The organism is Niallia sp. FSL W8-0954 (assembly GCF_038005605.1).
GTDB lineage: Bacteria > Bacillota > Bacilli > Bacillales > Cytobacillaceae > Niallia > Niallia circulans_A.
Window position 1 is genome coordinate 3,798,282 of the sequence record NZ_JBBOTN010000001.1, and the last position, 20,847, is coordinate 3,819,128.

23 protein-coding genes and 1 riboswitch are annotated in these 20,847 nt (G+C 34.7%); of the genes, 5 read left to right on the top strand and 18 right to left on the bottom strand.

The genetic code is table 11. The features are described from left to right. Positions 1-403 precede the first annotated feature (403 nt). The 10 genes from NX902_RS18805 to NX902_RS18850 form a co-directional block, all read right to left on the bottom strand. A complete protein-coding gene (locus NX902_RS18805; RefSeq protein WP_341160902.1) occupies positions 404-1,252 on the bottom strand; it encodes a MetQ/NlpA family ABC transporter substrate-binding protein in 849 nt (282 codons plus the stop codon). 12 nt (positions 1,253-1,264) lie between these two features. Further along, complete coding sequence (locus NX902_RS18810) at positions 1,265-1,933, bottom strand: methionine ABC transporter permease (RefSeq protein ID WP_341160903.1); 669 nt, start codon at positions 1,931-1,933, stop codon at positions 1,265-1,267. Continuing rightward, positions 1,930-2,952, bottom strand: a complete 1,023-nt coding sequence (locus tag NX902_RS18815) for a methionine ABC transporter ATP-binding protein (protein WP_095330485.1) — start codon at positions 2,950-2,952, stop codon at positions 1,930-1,932. The genes NX902_RS18810 and NX902_RS18815 overlap by 4 nt, the downstream gene beginning before the upstream one ends. A gap of 147 nt (positions 2,953-3,099) precedes the next feature. After that, a riboswitch (SAM riboswitch) is annotated at positions 3,100-3,205 on the bottom strand. Between the two features lie 270 nt (positions 3,206-3,475). Then, entirely contained in the window at positions 3,476-3,814 is a 339-nt protein-coding gene (locus NX902_RS18820) for an SCP2 sterol-binding domain-containing protein (RefSeq protein WP_164464111.1), read from the bottom strand. A 200-nt stretch (positions 3,815-4,014) separates the two neighbouring features. Next, entirely contained in the window at positions 4,015-4,326 is a 312-nt protein-coding gene (locus tag NX902_RS18825) for a thioredoxin family protein (RefSeq protein WP_095330483.1), read from the bottom strand. Next, a complete protein-coding gene (locus NX902_RS18830) occupies positions 4,323-4,676 on the bottom strand; it encodes a toprim domain-containing protein (protein WP_082138325.1) in 354 nt (117 codons plus the stop codon). Before NX902_RS18830 ends, NX902_RS18825 begins: the two co-directional genes overlap by 4 nt. A gap of 228 nt (positions 4,677-4,904) precedes the next feature. After that, on the bottom strand, positions 4,905-5,288 hold the full coding sequence (gene gcvH / locus NX902_RS18835) for a glycine cleavage system protein GcvH (RefSeq protein WP_341160904.1): 384 nt from the start codon (positions 5,286-5,288) through the stop codon (positions 4,905-4,907). A gap of 67 nt (positions 5,289-5,355) precedes the next feature. After that, complete coding sequence (locus tag NX902_RS18840; RefSeq protein ID WP_095330481.1) at positions 5,356-5,712, bottom strand: arsenate reductase family protein; 357 nt, start codon at positions 5,710-5,712, stop codon at positions 5,356-5,358. 253 nt (positions 5,713-5,965) lie between these two features. Next, positions 5,966-7,720: an acyl-CoA dehydrogenase family protein gene (locus tag NX902_RS18845; RefSeq protein ID WP_341160905.1), complete on the bottom strand. Its 1,755-nt coding sequence runs from the start codon at positions 7,718-7,720 to the stop codon at positions 5,966-5,968. A 50-nt stretch (positions 7,721-7,770) separates the two neighbouring features. Then, positions 7,771-10,143: a 3-hydroxyacyl-CoA dehydrogenase/enoyl-CoA hydratase family protein gene (locus NX902_RS18850; protein WP_341160906.1), complete on the bottom strand. Its 2,373-nt coding sequence runs from the start codon at positions 10,141-10,143 to the stop codon at positions 7,771-7,773. Positions 10,144-10,346: 203 nt separating this feature from the next. On the opposite strand from NX902_RS18850, the gene NX902_RS18855 reads away from it, so the two are divergent. The 3 genes from NX902_RS18855 (at position 10,347) to NX902_RS18865 (ending at position 11,290) form a co-directional block, all read left to right on the top strand. Next, positions 10,347-10,481, top strand: a complete 135-nt coding sequence (locus NX902_RS18855) for a YuzL family protein (RefSeq protein ID WP_163187807.1) — start codon at positions 10,347-10,349, stop codon at positions 10,479-10,481. Between the two features lie 21 nt (positions 10,482-10,502). Then, complete coding sequence (locus NX902_RS18860; RefSeq protein WP_095330478.1) at positions 10,503-10,775, top strand: hypothetical protein; 273 nt, start codon at positions 10,503-10,505, stop codon at positions 10,773-10,775. Between the two features lie 176 nt (positions 10,776-10,951). Continuing rightward, positions 10,952-11,290 carry a spore coat protein gene (locus NX902_RS18865; protein WP_095330477.1) on the top strand — a complete coding sequence of 113 codons (339 nt, stop codon included), beginning with the start codon at positions 10,952-10,954 and terminating at the stop codon, positions 11,288-11,290. 82 nt (positions 11,291-11,372) lie between these two features. On the opposite strand, the gene NX902_RS18870 is transcribed toward NX902_RS18865, so the two are convergent. The 3 genes from NX902_RS18870 to NX902_RS18880 form a co-directional block, all read right to left on the bottom strand. Beyond that, positions 11,373-11,621, bottom strand: a complete 249-nt coding sequence (locus NX902_RS18870) for a DUF2573 family protein (protein ID WP_095330476.1) — start codon at positions 11,619-11,621, stop codon at positions 11,373-11,375. Positions 11,622-11,830: 209 nt separating this feature from the next. Further along, the gene (rodA, locus tag NX902_RS18875) at positions 11,831-12,976 is read right to left on the bottom strand and encodes a rod shape-determining protein RodA (RefSeq protein ID WP_171509897.1); all 1,146 of its coding nucleotides are present in this window, start codon (positions 12,974-12,976) and stop codon (positions 11,831-11,833) included. A gap of 348 nt (positions 12,977-13,324) precedes the next feature. Further along, on the bottom strand, positions 13,325-14,611 hold the full coding sequence (locus NX902_RS18880; RefSeq protein ID WP_341160907.1) for a methyl-accepting chemotaxis protein: 1,287 nt from the start codon (positions 14,609-14,611) through the stop codon (positions 13,325-13,327). Positions 14,612-15,053: 442 nt separating this feature from the next. Between NX902_RS18880 and NX902_RS18885 the strand changes: the two genes are divergently transcribed. Further along, on the top strand, positions 15,054-15,245 hold the full coding sequence (locus NX902_RS18885) for a hypothetical protein (RefSeq protein ID WP_123260638.1): 192 nt from the start codon (positions 15,054-15,056) through the stop codon (positions 15,243-15,245). Positions 15,246-15,394: 149 nt separating this feature from the next. Here NX902_RS18885 and NX902_RS18890 read toward each other — a convergent pair whose 3' ends face one another. The 5 genes from NX902_RS18890 to NX902_RS18910 form a co-directional block, all read right to left on the bottom strand. Continuing rightward, a complete protein-coding gene (locus tag NX902_RS18890; protein ID WP_341160908.1) occupies positions 15,395-16,129 on the bottom strand; it encodes an amino acid ABC transporter ATP-binding protein in 735 nt (244 codons plus the stop codon). 57 nt (positions 16,130-16,186) lie between these two features. Beyond that, positions 16,187-16,888, bottom strand: coding sequence for an amino acid ABC transporter permease (locus tag NX902_RS18895; protein WP_095330472.1), 702 nt, complete (start codon positions 16,886-16,888; stop codon positions 16,187-16,189). Further along, a complete protein-coding gene (locus NX902_RS18900) occupies positions 16,875-17,696 on the bottom strand; it encodes an amino acid ABC transporter substrate-binding protein (protein ID WP_095330471.1) in 822 nt (273 codons plus the stop codon). The genes NX902_RS18895 and NX902_RS18900 overlap by 14 nt, the downstream gene beginning before the upstream one ends. Positions 17,697-17,899: 203 nt before the next feature. Next, positions 17,900-18,448, bottom strand: coding sequence for a hypothetical protein (locus NX902_RS18905; RefSeq protein ID WP_171509898.1), 549 nt, complete (start codon positions 18,446-18,448; stop codon positions 17,900-17,902). Between the two features lie 303 nt (positions 18,449-18,751). Then, a complete protein-coding gene (locus NX902_RS18910; protein WP_171509899.1) occupies positions 18,752-19,717 on the bottom strand; it encodes a PfkB family carbohydrate kinase in 966 nt (321 codons plus the stop codon). A gap of 268 nt (positions 19,718-19,985) precedes the next feature. On the opposite strand from NX902_RS18910, the gene NX902_RS18915 reads away from it, so the two are divergent. Beyond that, positions 19,986-20,825 (top strand): undecaprenyl-diphosphate phosphatase, encoded by an 840-nt coding sequence (locus NX902_RS18915; protein WP_171509900.1) that lies wholly within the window; start codon positions 19,986-19,988, stop codon positions 20,823-20,825. Positions 20,826-20,847 lie beyond the last annotated feature (22 nt).

Below are 20,847 nucleotides of genomic sequence, written 5' to 3' on the forward strand. Positions count from 1 at the left end.
CAAATAAAATCTGATAGCAACCTATTGCTTCCCGTTCCATAAGGAAAATTCGCATGAAACAAATAAATACGCTTGATTCCTCATAAATTCGCATGAGTTTGCTTTCTTTAAAATAATTTTTCTCCTTATTACGGTAGCGAACAATTCACTGGCAAAAACGATACCGATAGCTCTAAAGTATATCACTTGAACAGTTTCGTTTTAGTATTTATACACGAAATAAATTTAGCCCTAGTACTTATTGGAAGAGGCTTCCGTTAAATACTATTTGATTATACAAAGATAAAAAATGTTCCTATAAAGACATCTACACACGCTATATCCATTATTAATAGAATCAATTTAATTCTCAATTGGATATATACTGTATGTTTGATCTTTTATAGGAACATCTTCTTACTTATTATTTACTAACCGGTACAACTGCACCTTTATACTCTTTATTAATGAAATCTTGAATTTCTTTAGAATGCAGTACTTCTACTAAAGTTTTAATATCTTCACGCTTTTCGTCTCCTTTACGAACAGTAATGATATTCGCATATGGAGATTCGCTTCCTTCGATTTCAATAGAATCTTTCACAGGGTTTAAGCCAGCATCTAATGCATAGTTGGCATTAATAACAACTGCATCCCCTTCATTATTATTAAAAATTTGTGGAAGTAACGCTGGCTCATAATCTGCTTTTAATTTAACATTTTTCGGATTTTCCGCAATATCTTTAATCTTTGCATTTACTTTATCAATTCCATCTTTAAGCTTAATTAATCCACCTTTTTCTAAAAGAGACAGTACACGGCCATGTTCAGCAACAGAGTTACTAAAAATAATGGTTGCTCCATCCGGAAGCTCATCTAAACTCTTATATTTCTTAGAGAAAACAGCCATCGGCTCAATATGAATTCCACCAGCATTTACAAAATCATAACCATTTTCTTTAATTTGTTGGTTCAAGTATGGAATATGCTGAAAATAGTTTGCGTCAATTTCTTTTGATTCTAAAGCTTTATTTGGCAATACATAATCTTGGAACGTTTTGATCTCTAAATCAATTCCCTTTTCTTTCAAAATTGGTTTTGCTTTTTCCAAAATTTCAGCATGTGGTACATTGGAAGCACCTACTACTAATTTAGTTGATCCTTTGTCAGTGTTAGAACCGCCGTTTTCCTTGCTATCATCATTAGAGCTGCCGCATGCCGCAAGAACAAATATAAATGTTAATGCAATCAGTAAAGACCATAATTTTTTCATGTGTTTTTCTCCTTATCTTTTGTCTATTTTTTTTGTTATAAAATCACCAATAAATTGGATAATAAAAACAATGATTAAAATAAAAACAGTTGAAATAAGCGTCACATCACCATTACCCCGTTGAAATCCTTGTAAATAAGCTAAATTCCCAAGCCCTCCGGCACCAATTATTCCAGCCATTGCGGTTGATCCTACTAGTGCAATGGTAGTTACCGTAATTCCTGAAACAAGTGCTGGCATAGATTCAGGCAAAAGAACTTTAAAGATAATAGTGGTTGGTTTTGCTCCCATTGACTTTGCCGCTTCAATAACACCTTTATCCACTTCTCGAAGACCAATTTCCACAAGTCTTGCATAAAACGGAGCAGCACCTATGATTAAGGAAGGCAACGCCGCTTTCGGTCCAATCATTGTCCCGATTAGCAAAGTCGTTAGCGGGATTAATAGAACTAATAAAATAATAAAAGGAATGGATCGGAAAATATTCACGACTGCACTGATGATTCTATTAAAAAATACATTATTCCACATATTCCCTTTATCTGTTAAAAACAGCGTAATTCCAAGTATAATTCCAAGTATAAAAGTAAAAATAATCGAGAATCCAGTCATAAATAAGGTCTCTTTCGTGGCATTCCACATTATTTCCCAATCTACATTTGGCAATAATCTTTCCATCATCCTTCAATCACCTCCACACTAATCTCTTGCGCATGAAGATATTGAATAGCTTTTTCTATTTCTTGTTTCTCTCCATCTAAATGAATATATAATGTTCCATAGGATCCATGCTGTGTCGGCGAAATTTTCCCTTGAATGATATTCACCGAAACCGCAAAAGTCCGAATGAGATTAGTGATTACAGGCTGCTCAGCACTTTCGCCGACAAATCCCAGCATGACAATGCTGCCTGTTTTATATTGCGCTATTAAGTGTTCAATCGTATCTTTCGCCTCTTCTGGTTCAATTACTTGTTGAACAAACCGTTTCGTAATTTCTTTCTTTGGCTGCTTAAAGACATCAATCACCGGTCCTGTTTCTACTACTTTCCCGTCTTCCATCACTGCCACTCGATGACAAATCTTGCGAATAACGTGCATTTCATGGGTAATCAATACAATTGTTAGACCAAGACGTTTATTAATGTCTACTAATAAATCTAAGATGGCATCTGTTGTTTGTGGATCCAATGCTGAGGTTGCTTCATCACAGAGAAGTACTTTCGGATCACTAGCAAGTGCTCTTGCTATCCCAACCCGCTGTTTCTGCCCACCACTTAATTGAGAAGGATAAGCATCTTCTCGTCCTTCTAATCCAACCAGCTTGATGAGCTCTAATACCTTCTTATCTCTTGCTGATTTTTTTACGCCTGCTATTTCTAAAGGAAAAGCAATATTTTCTTTTACGGTTCTTGACCATAGCAGATTAAAATGTTGAAATATCATACTGATTTCTTGTCTCGCCTTACGAAGTTTACTTCCTTTTATTGTAGAAACTTCATGACCTGCAACCGACACACTTCCAGCAGTAGGAATCTCCAATCCGTTCAACATTCTGATTAATGTACTTTTACCTGCACCACTATATCCGATTATCCCAAATATCTCTCCTGAATCGATGGTTAAATCCACGTGATCAACCGCAGTGACCTTCCCACTTCTTGAGGAGTATATCTTTTTTACTGAGTTTACATTAATCAATGTGTTCACCTACTTCTTTTTTAAAATCACTCTATCGTTCACTATATTAAAATAGCTTTTAACAAAGCATATCATATCATTCCAGATAACAAAAAAACCTTTCTGCAAGAAGAGCAGAAAGGTTTTTATTATGAATAATATCCCTTTCTCTCATCTATCAAAGCCTAACGCTTTGTGTGAATTGGCACCGTTTCAGTATACTGACGGTTGCCGGGTTTCATAGGGCACATCCCTCCACCTCTCTTGATAAGAGTTCATTATTTATATGAAATGTAAAAATCGTTAATATGATAGATGTAATTTACCACTTCCCGAAATGACTGTCAACACCTTTTTTAACATAATTTCTTTTCTGAATTTTCAATTAAAAAAGGAAGATTTTCTGACATAATTAATTAAATGAGAAAACTTGGATTTAAATCGAATTTGGGGCAAATCCCTTCAAAAAAATAACCCGAAATACACTTCACTTTTTGTTAGCAAAGGCGGATTCCAGGTAAACAACAAAACTATTCCCTTCCTTTTATCCAGTGTGGGGAACTGAACGTGAATGGCTTAAGAAAAACACAGATTCAAGTAAGAGGATTTTCCTTAAGGAGCCTTCTAATTGAATAGATCCATTCTTTTTCGCTTCTCTAAGAAGAACCTCGCCTTCCATAACGAGGCTAATACTAGTCATATCCCCCGTTAACCATATATCTGGATTATCCTCACCCTTCATCCTTCTCCATGAAAAGCGATTGTTCTTAAGCTCCATATAATAGGACTCATTTTGACATGTTAACACTAAGGAAAGCGAAGCGTTTCGTAATAATGGTTTTAACGATTCTTTCCGATTCAGCTTTTCTACAAAACATTTCATCCAATCCTGCAAAAGCATCTCCTACTTTCTGCCGAACAATCTTATATTACTTATTCTTGCAGCAGCAGAAAAAAACCTTTTTTAAAAGTAATCTTTATAAAAAAGGCGATTGATGCTTTTAACCATGCTAGCTTTTTAAGGGCAGCATCCGTTTATGGAATTGGCACACTAATATAGCCCTTTCATGAAAATGGTCCTGCCTATTTTATATAGTTTTGGATAACTTCTACTAAATGAGGGACTGATTCAAAGCGATATACTTTTTCTTTTAACTCCCCCTTTTCCATAATAACTAGACAGGGAACACTTTCTACCTCATATTTTGCTGCTAAACCGGGGGCATAATTTAAATCCATTTTTCCTAAATTCAACTCTGGCTTCATTGTATGCAATACTGTCAACATTTTTGATGCAACCATACACGTACCGCAAAGAGGAGTATACAAGTAAAGAAAGGCAGCGTCTGTATCCTTTACTTGCTTCTCCCATTGATCGAGGTTCCAATCTATCATAATCCATTCATCCTTGTATCTAAATATTTTGCTTCAATCTCAATATCAGCTTGTAATAATAGGGTTGCTAAGTGACATTCAGGAGAGGCAGCAACTTCTTTATATTTGCGATCTATATAAAGGAATTCTGCTTCCGGAAGTTCTCGTTTAAACTGTTTTCTTATCTTATCTCCTGACTTATCAGCATCCACTAAGATATACACATCTTTATCCATTAGCTCGTCTAGTAATTCATCCAGCTTTGAAACTCCAATTGTTCCATTCGTGCAAATAATATCGACTGGTTCACGCACAATCTTCTCTACTTTTTGTTTGTCTGATTTACCTTCCACAATGATTACTTTTTTCATATTGATCACCTAAAGGAGTTATTTCATTTACTTTAACATATTCAAACAGGAAGAGAAAGAAGTAGGTTTTCTGGTATATATCGGTGATAGGAAAGACATATTGCCCTATATATTCTCCTAACAATAAAAAAACCAAACAAGTATACGGAAATTTTTTTTAACATCTCCATATACCTGTTTGGATTTATAAATGGTTGGAATATCTATATCCCATCCTATACTATTCAATTAGCCTTCATTTGTCATTTCTTCATATTGCTCTGCTGACATAAGCTCCTCAATATCTGCTTTATCACTTGGCTCAATAACAACCATCCATGCTTTTCCGTAAGGAGATTCGTTCACAAATTCCGGATTGTCACTAAGCTCTTCGTTAACTTCAACAACTTTTCCGCTGATAGGAGCATATAATTCAGAAACTGTCTTAACAGATTCCACACTTCCAAAAGGTTCATTTGCTGTTACTTCATCGCCTACTTCTGGTAGTTCAACAAATACGATATCGCCTAATTCAGATTGTGCAAAATATGTAATACCTACACGTGCGTTATCTCCTTCAACTTTTACCCATTCATGTTCTTTTGAATATCGCAAATCCTTTGGTACTGCCATTATAACCCCTCCGTATTTATCATTTTTACTCTGTTAAACAGAGTTACTATTAAAAAAAGCAGGTCGCTTAAGCCCAACTTTCTTTAAACATCTCTTCTTTAAAGCCTAATGTTACTTTATTTCCATCTGTAGTTAAAGGGCGTTTAATTAACATGCCATCAGAAGCAAGCAAATCTAATAATTCCTCATCCGACGCTTCCTTTATTTTATCCTTTAATCCAAGATCTCTGTATTTCTGACCTGAAGTATTGAAGAATTTCTTTATTTCAAGGCCACTTTTTTTATACAAATCCTCTAATAACGCACGAGAAGGAGGATTGTCCACAATATGTACTTCTTCATATGACACATGATTTTCATCCAGCCACTTTTTCGCCTTGCGACAAGTTGAGCATTTTGGATACCAATAAAAAGTAACTTTCATTCCATCACCCATAATCTATGTATTTTGAAACATTCAACTAAATATTATCACAATTTGATATAAAGTAAAACTTCAATCAGTGCCCACTTGTGCCAACTGTTATTTCCTTTCTTGCATTTTTCAGCAATTTCTTTAAGTAGGATAGATTACGACAGAATCAAACTAGGTGAATCCCTCATTCGATTGACTAAAAAGAAGGTTCTTCTGATTCGTTTATTTCAGAAGAACCTGTTTGACTATTTATGATTACGCCTTACCCAAGATACTCTCCAGCTGTTAATAAATGTTTGGCAGCCTCTCTTTTCCTTGCAATGATTGGCTTTGGTGTGTATCTAGTATATTTCTTTAATACAGATAGTGCTAATCTTAGTTCATCACCGCTTAGCATATAGGCTAACGTATCTATCGCCTCTGTGATTACTTGCTGAAAAGCCTCTTGGCAATATATTTCAGTATATAATATTTTTTGTTTTTCTTCTTGCTCATTTTTCCCCATTGCCTTTTCCGTTCTTAGAATACAAGAATCCATCGCAAATACCGCATTAAAAATATTTGCTAGATTAACCATTATCTCTTGCTGCTCTTCCAATTTTTCTTTATATTTTTTCAGCATCATTCCAAATAGTAAGTAACTGATTTTTCTAGTATTGGAAAGAAGCAGCTTTTCTTGGGATAATAACTTATCATCTGGCTCTTCCGGTAGAAAGGAGAGCATTTCCTTTTCCGTCATTTTTGCTAGTGCCAATAACGGGATTTCTCCTTTGACACTCTTTTTAGCCAAGGTAGGAGGGATTAATAAGCGATTAATCTCATTTGTTCCTTCAAAAATGCGGTTGATACGTGAATCACGATACATTCTAGCGATATCAAAATCTTCCATAAATCCATTGCCACCATGTAGCTGCACACATTCATCTACTACCATATCTAATACTTCCGATGCAAAAATTTTATTTAAGCTACACTCTATAACATATTCATTTATGATTTTCGCCATTATCGTCCATTCTATATCTGCATCTACTTCATCCATTGCTGTAGACAGTAATCCTGCTGTACGATAGACAGTGCTTTCTGCCGCATAAATATAGGAGGCCATTGTTGCATACTTTTCAAGCGTAAGCGGAAAATGAGATAATGGAACAGAAAACTGCACTCGCTTATCCGTGTAAGCAATCGTCTTTTTTAATGCTTCTTTACTAGCACCAATTGCTCCCAGACCAAGCTTATAGCGACCAATATTTAAAATATTTAATGCGATTAAATGACCTTTTCCAATCTCTCCTAACACATTTTCCACTGGTACTTCTACTTGATCAAAACGAACGGCGCAGGTGGAAGAACTCTTGATTCCTAATTTATTTTCTTCTTTCCCTATTGAAATACCTGGAAAGTCTTTTTCTACAATAAATGCAGTAAAATGTTCTGTGTTTACTTTTGCATAGACGATAAAGATATCGGCAATTCCTGAATTGGTAATCCACTGTTTTTCGCCAGTAAGTGAATAGTGTGTCCCTTCCTTATTTAAAACTGCTGTTGTTTTTATACTAAGAGCATCGGATCCCGCTGAAGGCTCCGTTAACGCATAGGAGGCGATTTTTTTACCAACGGCTAAATCCGGTAAATATTTTTCCTTCTGCTTCTTATTACCAAATAAAACAATTGGTAATGAACCAATCCCTATATGAGCCCCATGGGTTACAGAAAATCCGCCTGCAACAGCCATTTTTTCTGAAATAATGGCTGTACTGATTTTATCTAAACCCAAACCACCATATGGTTCTGGGATATCTGAACTTAACAGACCCAGTTCCCCTGCCTCTTCCATCAGCTGTTTTGTTATTGTAAATTGATGATTTTCCATCTCTGCCAAATGAGGTAGTACTTTTTTCTGAACAAACTCACTTGTCATTTCTGCAATCATCTCATGCTCTTCTGTAAAATCCTCTGGGGTAAAAATTGCGTCTGCGGTGACCTGTTCCGTTAAAAAACTCCCACCCTTTTGCATAGTAATCCTATCCTTCCTTTCTCCACCACTTAATTTTTATGATAAAAATGTTATTCCTTTTTCGTCGTTAATGGTTTTCCTGTTTGCAATAGATAGAGCATTCTTTTTTGCGTCTCCTGCTGTTGTATTAATTGGATAAACGCTTCTCTCTCTAAATTTAATAAATAGTCCTCTTCCACTAATGCACCAAATTCTACACTGCCACCAGTAAGAACTATAGCAAGATTGCTGGCAATCTCGGCATCATATTCGGAGATAAAACCTATTTTTTTGAGCTTATCAACTTCTTGCATTAAGAAGTCATAACCCATTTTACCTGTAACCATAATCTTTTCTTTTTTAGCCGCTTGAAACTTTTCATCCGCTAATTGTAGAACCGCTTTTTTAGCATCTCTTAATAAAAATCGATCATTATTAGTTATCCCATCTCTCTCTGTTAAGAAGCCTAGTTCTTTCGCTTGAACGGCAGAGGTAGCTACCTTAGCAGTCAAAATGGTCTGAAATACTTCTGCAGTAAGCTGCAGCATTTCTTCTGGTAAAAGTTGTTGATTTTCCTTCCATTTATTGCAATATAAGGCTGTTGTTCCTCCACCGCCAGGGATAAGGCCTACCCCTGTTTCTACTAGTCCAAGATACGTTTCTAACGATGCTTGCACCTTATTTGCCGCCAGACAAATTTCTGCTCCTCCTCCTAATGTTCTTTGATAAGGGGCAGCTACAACTGGCTTCTGGCAATATTTTATGCGCTTCATTGCTTGCTGAAAACGGCGGACGGCTATCTGCAGCTCTACATTATCCTCATTTTGAGCTTCTAATAGCATTAAAGCTAAATTAGCCCCAAGACTAAAGTTCTTTTTTTCACTGCCAATAACCAGTCCTTTATATGCTTCTAACTCTACTTTTTCGATCGCCTTATCAATCATCACAAGAATGTCCATTCCAATGCTCATATTGGAGCTGTGTAATTCCAGTAATAATACTCCGTCTCCAATATCCATTAAACTTGCTCCATCATTGGAAAGAAGCACGCCTCTTTGCTTCTTCCATTCTTGTATGCATATTTGGTCCACGCTTTTTGGAATTGGCAGATATTTTCCTTGATGGTAATAATGTTCTACTCCATTAATCACTTTATAAAAAGATTCAAATCCTTGATCCAACATTTCTTTAATCCATCCAGGTATCTCCCGTGAATCTTTTTCCATTCGTTCTACTGTAGCTTTTAGTGCTAGTTCATCCCATAAACGAAACGGCCCATTCCTCCAATTAAATCCAGACTGAACAGCTTGATCTATCTCATAAATAGAATCGGAAATCTCCCCAACCATTTTGGCTGAATATAGTAAAAATGGGGCTATTCCTTTCCAGAGAAATTGTGCTTTTGGATTTTTTTCTTCTAAGAATAGAGGAAGCGATCGATGATCTGCTTTCTTTTTTGTTCCAGTCAAATTTTTGTATGTCCACGTATGATAATCAAGAACTTGCAGCCCTTCTTCCGTTTTTCGGTAAAATCCCTTTTGCACCTTTCTGCCCAACATTTTTTTCTTGAGCATTTCTTCTAATAAAGCAGGAATTTGATACATCTCTATTTCTTCTGTATCATTCATTTTCCCTTGCATATTATGAATTACTTGATAAAAAGTATCTAAACCAACCATATCTAATGTATGAAAGGTGGCACTTTTCGGACGACCAATTAGTGGACCTGTTAATTGATCAACTTCTTCGATTGTTAAATCTTCCTTTATCATTTCTTTCACAATATTTAAAAAAGCAAAGGAGCCAATCCTATTTGCAATGAAGTTAGGAGTATCATTCGCTTTTACTACTACCTTTCCTAATTCTTCTTCCGCAAATTGACTGATGGTTTTTACAACATTTGGGGCGGTAACTTTAGTAGGAATGATTTCAAGTAATTTAATATAACGGGGTGGATTAAAAAAGTGTGTACCTAAAAAATGTGCTTGAAAATCTGGAGAAAGATTTTCTTTCATCTGGTTAATCGATATACCAGAAGTATTGCTACTGATAATAGATCCTTTTTTACGGTATTGATCTATCTTTTTAAAGAGCTCCTTCTTTATTTGCATATCTTCAATAATTGCTTCTACAATCCAATCCGATTCTCTTAATAAGTCAAAATCATCTTCTAGATTCCCAATTGTTAGTTGCGCTAAATTATTTAAAGATGTAAGCGGGCTTGGGGATTCTAACTTCATTCTTTCAATAGCAAGCCTACCAAATCGATTCCTCACAACCTCATCTTTTAATGTCAGTCCTGCTTCTATTTCTTCGGATAGTAACTTAGTTGGTACAATATCCAGCAGAACCGTAGAAATTCCTGCATTAAGAAATTGTGCTGCAATCGCTGCCCCCATAACTCCAGAACCAATAACCGCAGCTGATTTTATCTCTTTCACCATGCATCCTCCTTGAAAAAATGTATTAAAATTTGATGGAATTCAAATGGCTCTAAAACACACCATTACTCTTTGTACGTCCAAGTGACGTAATTTTTAACAAAAATTGTGGCAAATTATTCGTTTTTTCTCCATGCTGTGTACTCATTAAATAAAAAAAATAGGAAATGCTAGTAAGGAATGAGTAAAGGGAGGTGTATAAATAAATGGCTCGTCTTAAGAAGAACCCTTCTAAAGCAGGAGTTAGTGCGGCAAGTGTAAAAGGCAACGGTGGTCCAACAGTTGAAACAGATGGTGGCGGAAAAGTTAACAGTCAAAATAATCAATATAAAAAGCAATAGTTTAACAGGAGGTAGATTTTGATGCAGCAACAACAAAATAATATGACTCAACCTAACGGGATGATGATGAAACCACCTGTTATGGTAACAGTCAAAGATTCCCTTTACTTAACAGATATGCTTTCTTGGAATTTACTAGCAATGAAAAAAGCGCATTTTTTTGCTCAACATGCCCAAGATCCAACGATTAAATCACAGCTTGAAAAATGTGGACAAATGCATCAGCATCACTATGAAAGAATACTTAGTCACTTAGATGCTAACAGTCAGCCAATGGCACAGCAACAGCAATAGATTGTAACGAAAAAATTAGTGATTGTTTATTCAATTTGCTCATTCTGCTAAAGAGATTGCCAAACCTTTTTAAGTTGACTCTGCCTTTTGTAGAATGAGCACCTATTCTTCTTAAAGGACTTTGAATAAGCAATCATCTTACTAAAACAATGATTTTATGAGGGAGGAAAAAGAAAATGGATCAACAAAAACCAATTCAAAATCCTGAGTCACAGGTTCCAAAAACACCGCAAATGAATGATCGCGATTTTACCAACGACATGCTTTCAACAGAAAAATACATGACGGATGCTTATTCAACAGCTTTAAATGAAGCCAGTAATGAAACATTTTATCAAGATTTATTATCCATTTTTACCGAAACACAAAATATGCAAAGAGAATTGTATGATTTAATGTTTCAAAAAGGATGGTATAAGCTTGAAGCTGCTGAGCAACAAAAAATCCAGCAATCTTATCAACAATTCAAAGGATACAGTAACCAATTTCCATATGGAAACACCACTATTCAGTAAAACCCTCATTTTATCCACCCAAAACGACATCGTTATGGGTGGTATTTTTACGCTTTGTCCAGCTTTCTTTATAGCATATGTTTTATTTTTGATTTTGTTTTCTTATCTCATTCATTTTTTTAATTTCTGATACAATTTGAACAATTGTTTGTTTCCCATCAGGGAATTTAGCATTCCAATGCTTTACTAAGCCTGGCATATTTTTGGACATATAAGTATAGAGCATCCATACTTGCACTTTTTCCTTTAATTCCTCATTTTCTTCTCCAAGAAGTAATTCCGTATAATTACTCAACAAGGAGTCAAATTCCTCTTGAAATTTCTCGTCCAATTTTCTTCTCTCCCTTCTATTTTCATTGACAACATGATGGAATTGTTTTATTATAAGAGTACACCTAATGATAATGATTATCAATATCATTAACTTCCCATAATTAATATTCTTTCCTTTTCTTTCCCCCTCATTTAAAGAATCGAGAAAGAATACACAAAAAGAGGCTGCTCCCCTGTCAGCCTCTTTTTGTCGTTACATAAAAACCGTTATTCATCACTAGAAAACATATATTTTTTATAATGATATCGAATGGAAAAAATCAATCCCATCGAAAGCATATTTCCCATCAAAGAACTACCTCCATAGCTTATAAAAGGAAGTGGTATCCCGGTAATAGGAAGAATCCCTACCGTCATCCCAATATTTTGGAAAACATGGAAACAAAGCATACTAATAATCCCTACACTCATACATGTATAAAAAGTATTTTTTGTTTCTAAGGCCACTTTTGTTATGTGATAAATAAGCAAGAAAAATAAACTAATGATAATACTTGCTCCAATGAAGCCAAATTCCTCGCCGACTACACTAAAAATAAAATCAGTGTGATTTTCTGGAAGCACTACTTCACTTGTGCCAACACCCTTTCCTGTTGTCTGGCCCGAACCAATTGCAAGCAAAGACTGGGTTAAGTGGTAACCCGTTGTACTTTGGTATGTATAGGGATCTAACCAGGAATAAATTCTTCCCATCTGATACTCCTTCACTCCAAAATACATGGTGATCCAATCTGGATGCCAAATAACAAGGTATAGGACAGCTGTTGCAATCACAGCAAAACTAGAAAAAATCGGCGTCAAGATCTTCCACGAAATACCAGATATAAAAATCATCCCCAGCATAATAGCAAGAAAAACTAAGGAGGTTCCCAAATCAGGCTGCTTCATGACAAGAAGAAGCGGAAGTGCTGTTACAGCTCCAATTTTAAATAAGAGAAAAAAGTCACTTTGTATCGTCTTTACTATATACTTTTCCTGATGATCTACAATGATTCTCGATAGTGCCAGTACTAAAAATACCTTTACAAACTCAGAAGGCTGCAGAGAAAAACCAGGTAAAGTGAACCAACTTTTTGCACCATTAATTTCTCGGGCAATACTGGGCGGTGCTAATATAAGCAATACCAATAAGAAAAGACCAAAAGCATACAGATACCAGGTCAGTTTCTTCAACTGATCCGAATCTAAACGAATTACTCCAATAATAATACCTATACCAACTACATAATACATAACTTGCTTTAACACATAGGATGAGTTTGCTCCATATATAGCAATAAGGCTAGTTAAACATAGAAGCATTAATATTAGAACAAGTGTATAATCTATTTTCGATGAATTTTTTGGGGACATATTGTCATTGCTCCTTGTTCAGTAAAACTTTTAACAGGTTATCATTCTTCAATTCATAAATAATCATTTTTTACCATTTTATATTTACCCCCAAATGAATAGGGTCACACACACACATTTACAATTCTCCATTATATTTGTATTTGCATGAAATAACAACTTTCGACAATCATTTTTATAAAATTATTTATTTTGATTTCTAACTTTAACCAAATTAATAAAAAACTGTTTAAAATGTCATATAACTTACTCTTTTTATTTTTCCCCAAAAAAAGAGAATGATCAAAATAGCTCCACTCCTAGAAAAATATTCTGGGATGTTAACTACTACTTTGACCACTCTCTTATTTAAGCTTCTACATGTATCGTTTTCGTCAACTCCACTAAATCGTCTGCGATTTTAGCTAATGATTTAGTAGAAGAAGTAATTTCTTCCATTGCAGCCAATTGTTCCTGAGAGGCTTCTGACACGTTCATTGAATTTTGACTGTTTTCCTTAGCAATGCCACTAACTTGATCCACCGAACCTGCAACCTCAACTATATTCGTAGAAATATTATGTGCAGCCTCTAAAATACTTTCCATTTGCTGACTCATGGATAACATTGATTCCGAAATTATCGTAAACTTTTCTTTAGTATCATTGGTAATATTAATGCCGTCTTTTACTTCCTCTGTCACTCGTTTCATTGTTTTAACAGAAGATAGAGTATCTTTTTGAATTTCATTCACTAGAACTGCGATTTGCTTAGCGGACTGATTGGACTGTTCTGCCAATTTCCTTACTTCTTCTGCTACTACTGCAAAGCCTTTTCCTGCTTCACCAGCCCTAGCAGCTTCGATGGCTGCATTTAATGCCAATAAATTTGTCTGATCAGCAATTTCTGTTATAACATTTAAGAATTGACCAATCTCCTGGGAACGCTCTTGCAATAATACAATAGAGTCATTCGATTCTTGCACTGAATTTTGAATTAAACTCATTTGCGTTACAGTATTATCAACAACTGCTTGTCCTTCTTTAGCTTTCAATACAGTATTATGGGTGCTTTTCACCATATCTTCTGTATTCTTCGCAATATCTTTAATTTCATTATTCACAACAGCAACCGAATCAACAATGAAATCCATTCCTTTTGTCTGCTCTTCAGAACCAGCAGCAACACTTTGAATGGCAGCTGAAATCTGCTCTGATACATGGTTTGTTTCTACTGTATTAGCAGTCAGCTTTTCGGCAGAAGCATTTATGTGTTCAGATGTTTCATTCACTTTTTGTACTAAGTTGCGAATAAACTCTTTCATCAAAATAAACGCATCTGTTAGTTGGCCAATTTCATCATTAGAAGTTTTATGAATTTCAATCTCTAATTCGCCTTCTGTAATTTTCTTTATTGAATACAATAATTTCTTAAGAGGAGAAATTATGATTCTTCGTGTAAATAATGCAACAATCACTGTTACAAAAATTAAATTAATGATAGTATTAACAAAAATACTGAATTCTTGTGGGAAGACGCCGGCTTCCAGAATCATCTCATTAAGCTTAAAGGATATCATGGTGCTAAATAATGTAGCAAAAAAGATAATGACAATCATTTTTGTACGTAAACTGCGAAAAATACTTCGTTTCTTCATATGAGTTCCCCTTCTAATTTAATAGTTATATATACCTGTTCTTATATCGCGTAAAACCCTATAAATTATGTAATAAGATCTATATACATAGATATCACAAACAAAAAATAGTTGTTTATACCCATTTTACAAAAAATAGTGTATTTAAGCAATTTTTATCCTTTTCTAAAAAAAAAGGAGTATAGCCAAACGTACGGCTATACCCAAAGTGAGAGGAGGTTATGGGGTTACGGTATAAAGAATATGCTGTGCATTCAGCTTCTAAGAAGGTGATACAAGCTATTCTTTATACTTATTAGATATGCTTTTTTATAAAATCAGTGAGGGCTTATCCCCTTTATCGATAAAAAAGGGCAATCATCCTTTTGCGTTTTTAGCGGTAGTATATTTCATCATTCGGACATATACTACATTATAAAGATTAGCGGAAAGAAGGTTCTAAATGAAAAACACCTTATATGTAAACTCCATCATCCATTGTTGTTTGTTGACTGTCTTTGCGACGACTCTTTTTTATATACTGACTGGTTTATCCGTTTTTACTATTGCCTCCTTGATTTCAGGGGTGTTAGTAGCCTTCATTAGTTTATTAGAAGAAGAGGTCATCCATAAGAAAATCCATGATGAACATTGACTTTATTTTTTTAAAAATAATTTACTCTTTTATGTATAAAAAAAGAAAAAGGGGTCCACAATGATACTACAAAGTGTAATTCCCCCTTTTGTTTAGAGCTGTTTCAGATTAATTCTCGCTTTTGAGATATTCCTGATCAGCTCTTTTTTTTATTGAATTAATTGAAGAAATTGTCGCGTCCTTGCTTCTTTTGGCTCAGAAAAGATTTCATGCGGGCTACCTTTCTCTACAATATAGCCACCATCCATGAAAATCACTTCGTCCGCAACTTCTTTCGCAAATTTCATTTCATGTGTAACGATAATCATCGTCATGCCTTCATTTGCAAGTTGTTTTATTACTTTTAAAACTTCTCCAACAAGCTCTGGATCCAACGCAGATGTTGGTTCATCGAATAACATTACTTTTGGTTCCATCGCAAGCGCTCTGGCAATGCCAACTCGCTGCTGCTGCCCGCCTGACAGTTGAAATGGGTAAAAGTCGATTTTATCCCCCAGTCCTACTTTATTTAGTAAATCTGCCGCTTTCATTCTTGTCTTTTCTTTTGATTGCTTTTTCACCGTGATGGGACCTTCCATCACATTCTCAATGGCAGTTTTATGGGGAAAAAGATTGTAGCTTTGAAAAACCATACCTGTTAATTTCCGAAAATCTGTTATAGCCTTTTTCGTTACTTTCGTCGAGAAATCCAATTGCTTATTCTCTATTGTAATATGACCACTAGTTGGTATTTCTAATATGTTTAAACATCGAAGCATCGTCGTTTTTCCTGATCCTGAAGGACCAATAACAACAATGACTTTCCCTTTTTCCACTTCTAAATTTATGTCCTTTAATACTTGTAAATCGCCAAAGTGCTTGGACAACCCTTTAATTGAAATCATGATGCTCGCTCCTTCTTCTATCGATTATTTTAGTCTTCCTGCCTAATAGAAGCTTTTTTATTTACTCAAGTGACGGCCGAATCGATTTTCCAGTCCTTGCTGGATAATAGAAAGAGGGAAACAAATAAGCCAATACAATAGGGCTACCTCTGAATATAGCAATAAGAACTCATAATTCGTACTTGCGATTTCCTGTGCCTTTCGAAACATTTCTGTTACTAGAATTAAGGCTGCTAGAGACGAATCTTTAATTAAACTGATAAATGTATTAGATAATGGTGGAATCGAAACACGTGCAGCCTGTGGCAAAATAATTCTTTTTAAATTTTGAACATAGCTCATCCCAATGGAATAGCCAGCTTCCCATTGCCCATTAGGGATACTCAAAATGGATCCTCTCACAATTTCCGATCCATACGCTCCAACACTTAATGAAAAACCTATAATAGCTGCTACAAAAGGTTCGAGCGTAATACCAACATTGGGCAACCCATAAAAAATAATGAAAAGCTGTACGAGTAATGGTGTTCCGCGAATGATGGAAACATAGATTCCAGCAATCACTTTAAAAATTTTTATACTGGATAATCTAGCTAAAGCGGTTAATACAGCTAAAATTATCCCAATAATAAAGGATATAATGGATAGTGGTATCGTATATAAAATAGCCCCCTTCACCAAAGGGAGAAGGGAACTAACTGCTATATCATAATATCGTTGGAATGCTTCTGGGTCAGTAAAAATGCTATTTAAGTACATCTTCTCCGAACCATTTCTCAGATATTGATTTATACGTACCATCATCAACCATTTCTTTAAGTGCTTTATTTACCGCTTCAACTAACGTATCATTTCCTTGTCTAAACATTAAACCACTATGCGCTACATCATCAGCAGTATCGACAATTTTAACTTTTACATCAGGTTTTTGCTTTTTAAAATCTAAGAAAGATAATTTATCATTAACGGTAACATCTACTCGTTTGGCATTAAGAAGTTCAATCGCTTGATTAAACCCATCCACTCCAACTAGCTCTGCGCCATTCGTTTTGGCGATTTCCGCATAATTACTTGTTAATGATTGTGCTGACTTTAATCCCTTCATATCTTTAAAACTTTTCACATCTGAATCTTCTCTTGTGATAAGAACAGCAGCAGAAGAAATATAAGGATCAGAAAATGCATACTTTGCTTTTCTTTCATCATTAATCCCTACTTGGTTCGCAATCATATCAAAACGCTTTGCATCAAGGCCTGCAAACATAGCATCCCATTGTGTTTCCTTAAATTCTGCTTTCACGCCTAAACGTTTTGCCACTTCTTGTGAAATTTCCACATCAAATCCAGTTAACTTCCCAGAATTATCATGAAAAGTAAAGGGAGGGTATGTACCTTCCGTACCAACTATTAATGTGCCCTTATCTTTAATTTGTGCCAATAAATCAGTGTTGTTATCAGCTTTTTTATCTGCAGAATCTTTTGATCCCTTATCTGAATTGCTACCACAAGCAGCTAATACAATGGTAAGACTTACTAATAAACTTAACAATATACTAAATTTTCTCATATTATTCCTCCTTATTCCGATAAGACTTGTCAGCAATAGCTATCATAGTATAGGGGATTACCATTTGTCAAAGCATTGATTCTCCTTTTTATTTTCACCAAAAGTTCTGACATTAACCATGTGGATTATATCCATTTGATACCAAAAAAAGTGACCTTTTAAACGGTCACTTTTTTCCAATTATATAAAAATAAATAAATGCATTATGCTGCCGGCTTTCTAAAAACAAGTGGATGATATCGATGTAATTTCCCTTCATAGACTTTTTGCATTTTGTATTCATCTAATAAATCATAAGGGGTCATTAAACATGGAGGCTTATTAAAAAATAGGACACCACTGTCATGCAAAATCGATGCAACAAATTGCGAACAAAAATAAGCATTTTTACGATTATATGGGATTTTTAGTAAAATAAATAAAAGCCCAAGTAAATTGTAGCGATAATTTCTTTGTTCATTCTCCATCTGCTCAATTTTATTCTTCATTTTTTCATATTGTGTTTGCGTCACAGAAATGGAATAAATAATACACCTACTGTTTCGAAAAAAACTATGCTGCACATTTTCCTTCACAAATCCCCCGATAAATGGATTGCTTGGCTTTCTTCTTCCAAAACTATAAACTTCATTTAATTGCGGATCAAAAGAAATAGATGCATGATTATGGGGCTTTCTTGTAAAAAATTTAATACAACGTGTAAATAAAGTGCCTGTATCCGTTAAAATAATATATACATTTCTTTCAGTCACACAAACACCCCTCCTTCACATTATAATTTTCTTATCGAAATAGCTGCTTCCCTTGTAAACACTTTTAAGCAAAAGTTATAATCTTTAAGACTCCTCTTTGTTATCATATAGAGTTAATCGCCGACTGGAAACAAACTCTTGTATTATTTTTATCTACGTCTTTAGACTTAAAAAAGTTACATAAAAAGCATACTTACTTAGAAATATAATAATTCTCTATAAGTAAGTGTGCTTTATTTAAAAAATCATGCTTTCTTTGCCAGTTTTCAACTCTGGCACAGTATCTGTGTAACCACAATTTCCCTATACTTCGTTCTCATTGAGTAATGGTGATTCAGCTCTTCCCATAATCATTTGGTAATCTGGAAGAATCGGTAAGGAACCAACCTTTGTTGCTACTATTGCCCCCAACCTATTGGCTTGATCTATATAAGACTCCATCTCTTTTTTACAAGCTGGAAATCCCTTTTCATAAATACAAGCAAGAATCGTTGCCATAAACGCATCGCCTGAACCATTCGTATCTATTGCCTTTATCACCTTTCCAGCCATTTGGACTTTTTCCTCGTATAATTGTCCAATTGCCCCTTTCTCACCTAAAGTAATTAACTTGAAAGGTATTTGGAACTTCTCCAAATTTTCTAAGCCTTTCTCTACCGATTGAATCTCTAATAAAAAGAGAAGTTCTTCTTTTGACATTTTTAGGATATCTACAAAAGACAAAAATTCCATGATCACTTGTCTACATTCCTCTTCATTATTCCATCTTTTAATCCGAATATTTGCATCAAAAGCAATGATTAAGCCTTTTTTCTTTGCGATTTCAATCGCCTTCTTTGTTGCTACTCTTGCACTTGGATGAAAGAGTGTCCCAGAACCAAAATAAAAGATCGATTTATTTTCAAAAGATGATTCCTTAAGATCTGATTCTAATACCACTTCATTCGGCGTTTCATTTTCATATTTATGAAAATTTCTCTCTCCAGATGCATCTAAATGAACATATACTTTCGATATTTGCTTGGTTGGTGTACGAACGCTGTCTTTAAGATTTATTTTTTCTTTTAACATTTCCTTTTCGACAAATTGGCTATCTTCTCCACTTCCTAGTTTCGTAAGATAAAAACTAGGAATAGCAAATCTACTGATATGTACTGCAACATTCACAGAAGCTCCCCCTAAACTTCTTTCAAAACAATTATTATCACTCGATTGTGAAACATAATCGATAAACGCATCGCCAAGAGACAGGATTCCTTTTCGTTCCATTTCGTGATTCTTCCTCTCTATCTTTTTCTATCTTTCTAGTATATCTTCTTTTATTTCTTTCGCTAATATTAATTAATGAAACTTCTGTATTTCTTTCTACGTTATACTTTATGTATTTTTCCATCAAAAAAATGGAATTTACAACTAAGTCTAATTTTATATTCAATATATCATTCAGCTTTTGCTAAAATTTTGATATGATAGATAGGCGTATGTTTTCGAGTAAGAATATAATTTGGGAATGAATGGATAAAATAGGAGTGAAAAAATGTTGGATAATTTATGGGATTTAATAGTTGCCTTTATTTTGGGCATAGTAGAAGGTTTGACGGAATTTGCACCTGTATCATCAACTGGACATATGATACTAGTCGATGATTTATGGTTAAAGTCAGGGGAAATTTTTTCACCTGAAGTAGCTAATACCTTTAAAGTTGTTATTCAATTAGGATCGATTTTGGCAGTAGTAATCATCTTTAAAGATCGTTTCTTAAATATTCTTGGTTTGAAAAAAACAATTAATGGTGAAAAAGTAGTCGGACATAAATTAAGCTTAGTACAAGTTATTATTGGGTTAATTCCAGCTGCTGTTTTAGGACTTCTTTTTAATGATTACATAGATGAACATCTATTTAATTTTAAAACGGTTATATATGCTTTAATTGTGGGTGCAATCCTAATGATTATCGCAGACTTTACGCAAAAGAAGAAGAAACCAACCACGACTTCGTTGGATCAAATTACAAATAAGCAAGCATTTTTTATTGGTTTATTTCAATGTATCGCCCTATGGCCAGGCTTTTCAAGATCTGGATCAACGATATCTGGCGGTGTACTGATGGGGCTAAGCCACCGGGTAGCAGCTGACTTTACCTTTATCATGGCAGTACCGATTATGGCTGGTGCAAGCTTTATCTCTTTACTAAAAAATTGGGAATACATCACATCTGCTGCTCTCCCATTCTTTATCGTTGGATTTATCAGTGCGTTTATTTTCGCATTAATTTCTATACGATTCTTCTTAAAGCTAATCGATCGAATTAAATTAACACCATTTGCGATTTATCGTATTGTGCTTGCTATCATTATCATTGTTGTGTTTATTTAATAATATTTATAAACAAAAAGTC